The organism is Streptomyces sp. NPDC057623, from assembly GCF_042800355.1.
Classification (GTDB): Bacteria; Actinomycetota; Actinomycetes; order Streptomycetales; family Streptomycetaceae; genus Streptomyces.
This window is the reverse complement of the sequence record NZ_JBHVGZ010000160.1, coordinates 1-3,856: the sequence shown is the minus strand read 5'-3', so window position 1 is coordinate 3,856 and position 3,856 is coordinate 1. Positions and strand designations below refer to the sequence as shown.

Genomic DNA, 3,856 nt, shown 5'->3' with positions numbered 1-3,856 from the left:
TGTGCGACATCCCGTGAGTTCCCTGGAGCCCGGCTGAGTCGCTGACCCCGTAGCCAGGGCGTTCTTCCTCCTTCGTGTGCTCTGCTGGCCTGTGACGTAACTTCGGGAATCCTGAAGCGTTCTCATCTCGTCCGACCGATCCGCAGTCGGGCCGAAGGCGAGGAGGCTCGGGTTGGCGGCGCTGGCAGTCGTACGGGACCTGCGTGAGCACTGGGCGCCCGCGTCGGCGGAGGAACTGGAGCGGTTCGAGACCGACGTGCTGTCCGGGTTCGTCCTCGCGCGGGCCTCGGCAGGGCTGGCGGATGGCACCATCCGCGGGGACGTCGGTCACCTGGATCAGATCAGGTCCTGGTTCGGCCGGCCACTGTGGGACATGGAGCCCGCTGACGCGGACGTGTACTTCGGGAAGGTGCTGCGGCACTCGCCCAGCGGCACTCGGCTGGGTCGGTCACAGGCGCTGAGCACGTACTTCATGTTCCTGGAACTGCGGCACAAGGTCGAGATCCACCGGATGACCGGCCGGGTCGTCGAGTGTCCGATCGATGAGATGAACCGGCCGCGCGGGGCCAAGGACGCCCAGCTGCGGATCCCGCCGAGTGAGCCGGAGATCAGGACGCTGTTCACGGGCTGGGGCGGCGAGCTGGCGACTTGCCGGAAGTTCGCCCCGACCGCCCGGAACTACACGGCGGCGAAGTTGATGTCCCAGGTCGGGCTGCGGGTGAGCGAGGCATGCGGCCTCGACCTGGACGACATCAAGTGGGACCTGGGCCGTTTCGGCAAGCTCCACGTCCGCCACGGCAAGGGTGCCCGCGGCTCGGGGCCGCGTGAGCGGATGGTGCCGCTGATCAACGGTGCCGACCGGACACTGCGGTGGTTCATCGAGGACGTGTGGGGCCAGTTCGACGACGACCACACCCGGCCCGGCGCCCCGCTGTTCCCAAGCGAACGGAAGAACACCGACGGTTCCGCCCGCCGGGTCGGCGACGACGCCCTGCGAGGCGGTCTCGACAACGCCGTCGAGACTCATCTGCCGGGCTGGACGGACAAGTTGACGCCGCACGTCCTGCGGCATTTCTGCGCGTCCCAGCTCTATGGAAATGGGTTGGACTTGCTCGCAATCCAGGAGGTTTTGGGACATTCCTGGATTGCCACCACCATGCGGTATATCCACGTGCAGCAGACCCGGGTCGAGGACGCCTGGGTCGCCGGGATGGAACGGGCCGCGAAGCGGCTGGAAGGACTGGCCCGATGAGGTGGAACCTGCGGCTGACTGCCGCGAACAAGGGTATCTGGAAGGCGTCCGAGCTCCAGCGGAGCCTGGCCGAGCACGGCCTGGTGATCTCGGCCGGGAAGATGTCCGGACTGTGGTCCGGCCAGCCGGTCTCCCTCAAGCTGGAGGACCTGGACGTCATCTGCGTCGTGCTCGGCTGTGACATCGGCGACCTGCTGATCCCGGAACCGCAGAAGGTCACCCGCCCCGGCGAGGGGAACATCACCCAGACCGCTGTCGGCGCCGCCGCACCGGTTCCGGCGGTGGTGCCCAAGCGCCGCGACGGCCGGTCGCTGCCGCCTGCATGAGCCGGTATCCGAAGGGCTACTGCAAGCCCACCGACTCCTGCGACGGCTGCCTGGCCTGGGGCGACTTCAGCGGACGACTCTGCCCTGCCTGCTACATGTTCGGCCGCAGCCACGCGACGGCCCTCTGCGCAGGCTGCCGCCGCATCCAGCCGCTGAAGTGGGACTTCTGCCGTCTGTGCTGGTGCCAGGCCCGGCTGGGCGGCCAGGCCGCTGCCGAGGCCGACGTGAGGGCCCGCCTCAACGCGGTCCGCCACCACCAACTGTTCTTCATGGGCATGCACCACCGCAACGGATCGGCACCCGCCCCTCGGCAGGGCGGCGGACGGCGGGGCGCCCCTCGCAAGCCGCCGCCCGCGCCGACCTGGCGGCCGAATACCGGCTGGATACAGTTGCCGTTGTTCGGACAGGTCCCGCGCGACTACAGCCGCCTCGACCCGGCCGACGCCGACCTGGCCAGCCCGTGGCTGGCCTGGGCGAAGTACCTTGCCCACCGGCTCGCCGAGGCTCGTGGCTGGGGACGCGGCATCCGCTTCGCCGTCAACCGCGGCCTGGCCCTCGTCCTCACCGGTTACGCCGAGGGCGACGTCATCCGGCACACGGAGATCTTCGCCCCGCTGCGGTCCCTGGACCTGCGGGTCGGCCACGTCGTCACGGTCCTGAAGGAGATGGGGATCTTCGAGGACGACAGCGAACCCTCCTTCGAGGGCTGGCTCGCCGAGAGGCTGGATGGTCTCGCACCCGGCATCCGCTCGGAGGCCGAGCGCTGGACCCGGGTCCTGCGCGACGGTGGCCCCCGCAGCCTCCCGCGACGCGAAGGCACGGTCTGGCTCTACCTCAACCGGGTCCGGCCGGCCCTGCTGGAATGGTCGATCCGCTACGACCACCTGCGGGAAGTGACCCGCGACGACGTTCTCACCCACGCCAAGACACTGCACGGCCACCAGCGGCACGACCAGCTCGTCGCCCTGCGCTCGCTGTTCGGCTGGGCCAAACGGAACGGACTGGTCTTCCGCAACCCGACCAGCCGGATCAAGGTCGGCCAATATCAGTACGGCGTGCTGCAGCCGCTCGTCCCCGCCCAGGTCGACCGGTCCGTCGCAGCGGCCACCACTCCGGCAACGCGACTCATCCTCGCTCTCGCCGCGGTGCACGCCGCCCGGGTCGCCCAGATCGGCACGCTCATGCTCGACGACGTCGACCTCGGCAACCGACGGCTGACCATCGCCGGACGCGTCCGCCCACTCGACGACCTCACCTTGAAACTGCTGCTGGAGTGGCTGGAGCACCGGCGAAACCGGTGGCCGAACACCGCGAACCTGCACCTGCTGATCAACAACCAGACCGCCACCAGGACCAGCCGCGCCAGCAACCACTGGATCAGTGCCTCGATGCGCGGGCAGGACGCAACGCTGGAGCGGCTCCGCGTCGACCGGCAGCTCGAAGAGGCCCTGACCCACGGTCCCGACCCGCTCCACCTCGCCGAGGTGTTCGGGCTCGACGAGAAAACCGCGATGCGCTACGCGGACTCCGCACGGGCACTACTCCAACAGACAGCCGAGCACTCGGCATCGCTCTCGGGAAAAGAACTTGGCCCGCATTGACGGGACTTGAAGAATGACGGCCATGCAGACTCGACAGGCACGGCCTGATGACGCATCGGCGGTCGCCGACGTCTACGTGCGCTCCTGGCAGGTGGCCTTTGCCGGTCTTGTTCCCCAGCACTACCTCAACGCCATGGACCCAAGCCGCGAAGAGTCCGAGTGGAAGACACGCATCGCGCAGACACGATGGCCATGGTCAGGAGTACTGGTAGCCGAAACCAAGGCGGGGGTCGTCGGATTCGCAGGTTTCGGCCCGTCTCAGGAGACCCCTGCCGTCGCGGAAATCGGCACGCTTTACGCGATGCCCGAGGTCTGGGGCACTGGGATCGGGAAGCACTTGATGCTGGCCACGTTGCCGACTCTCCAACAGGCCGAGTACACGCAAGCCACCTTGTGGGTTCTGGAAGACAATCGTCGCGCCCGGCGCTTCTACGAAGCTGCCGGCTGGCGCGCAGACGGCGCAGCCGTGGAAGACACCACCGGTGGGGCTTCTCTCAACAAGTTGCGCTACCGCCGCCCTCTTGGCTAACCCGCTCGGCGTCCTGCCCGTCCAGGGGACCAGGAACGGCAAGGTCGCGAGTTGGCCTCGAACCCACGGAAGCAACTCCGCATAGCACGACGACGGACCCTTGAGTTCCCGCCGAGAACCCTTCAGTTTGCGTGAACTCGCGGGGCTC

General features: G+C 68.3%; 4 protein-coding genes. All 4 read left to right on the top strand.

Annotated elements, in window-relative coordinates; translation table 11 throughout:
- Window positions 1-172: 172 nt before the first annotated feature.
- From ACFU95_RS50770 to ACFU95_RS50755, 4 genes are read left to right on the top strand one after another with little or no spacing between them, the layout of a single operon-like run.
- Window positions 173-1,252: a tyrosine-type recombinase/integrase gene (locus tag ACFU95_RS50770; protein WP_383844686.1), complete on the top strand. Its 1,080-nt coding sequence runs from the start codon at window positions 173-175 to the stop codon at window positions 1,250-1,252.
- On the top strand, window positions 1,249-1,578 hold the full coding sequence (locus tag ACFU95_RS50765) for a helix-turn-helix domain-containing protein (RefSeq protein WP_383844683.1): 330 nt from the start codon (window positions 1,249-1,251) through the stop codon (window positions 1,576-1,578). The genes ACFU95_RS50770 and ACFU95_RS50765 overlap by 4 nt, the downstream gene beginning before the upstream one ends.
- The gene (locus ACFU95_RS50760; RefSeq protein ID WP_383844680.1) at window positions 1,575-3,179 is read left to right on the top strand and encodes a hypothetical protein; all 1,605 of its coding nucleotides are present in this window, start codon (window positions 1,575-1,577) and stop codon (window positions 3,177-3,179) included. The genes ACFU95_RS50765 and ACFU95_RS50760 overlap by 4 nt, the downstream gene beginning before the upstream one ends.
- 22 nt (window positions 3,180-3,201) lie before the next feature.
- Window positions 3,202-3,708, top strand: coding sequence for a GNAT family N-acetyltransferase (locus ACFU95_RS50755; RefSeq protein WP_383844677.1), 507 nt, complete (start codon window positions 3,202-3,204; stop codon window positions 3,706-3,708).
- The last annotated feature ends 148 nt before the right edge of the window (window positions 3,709-3,856 follow it).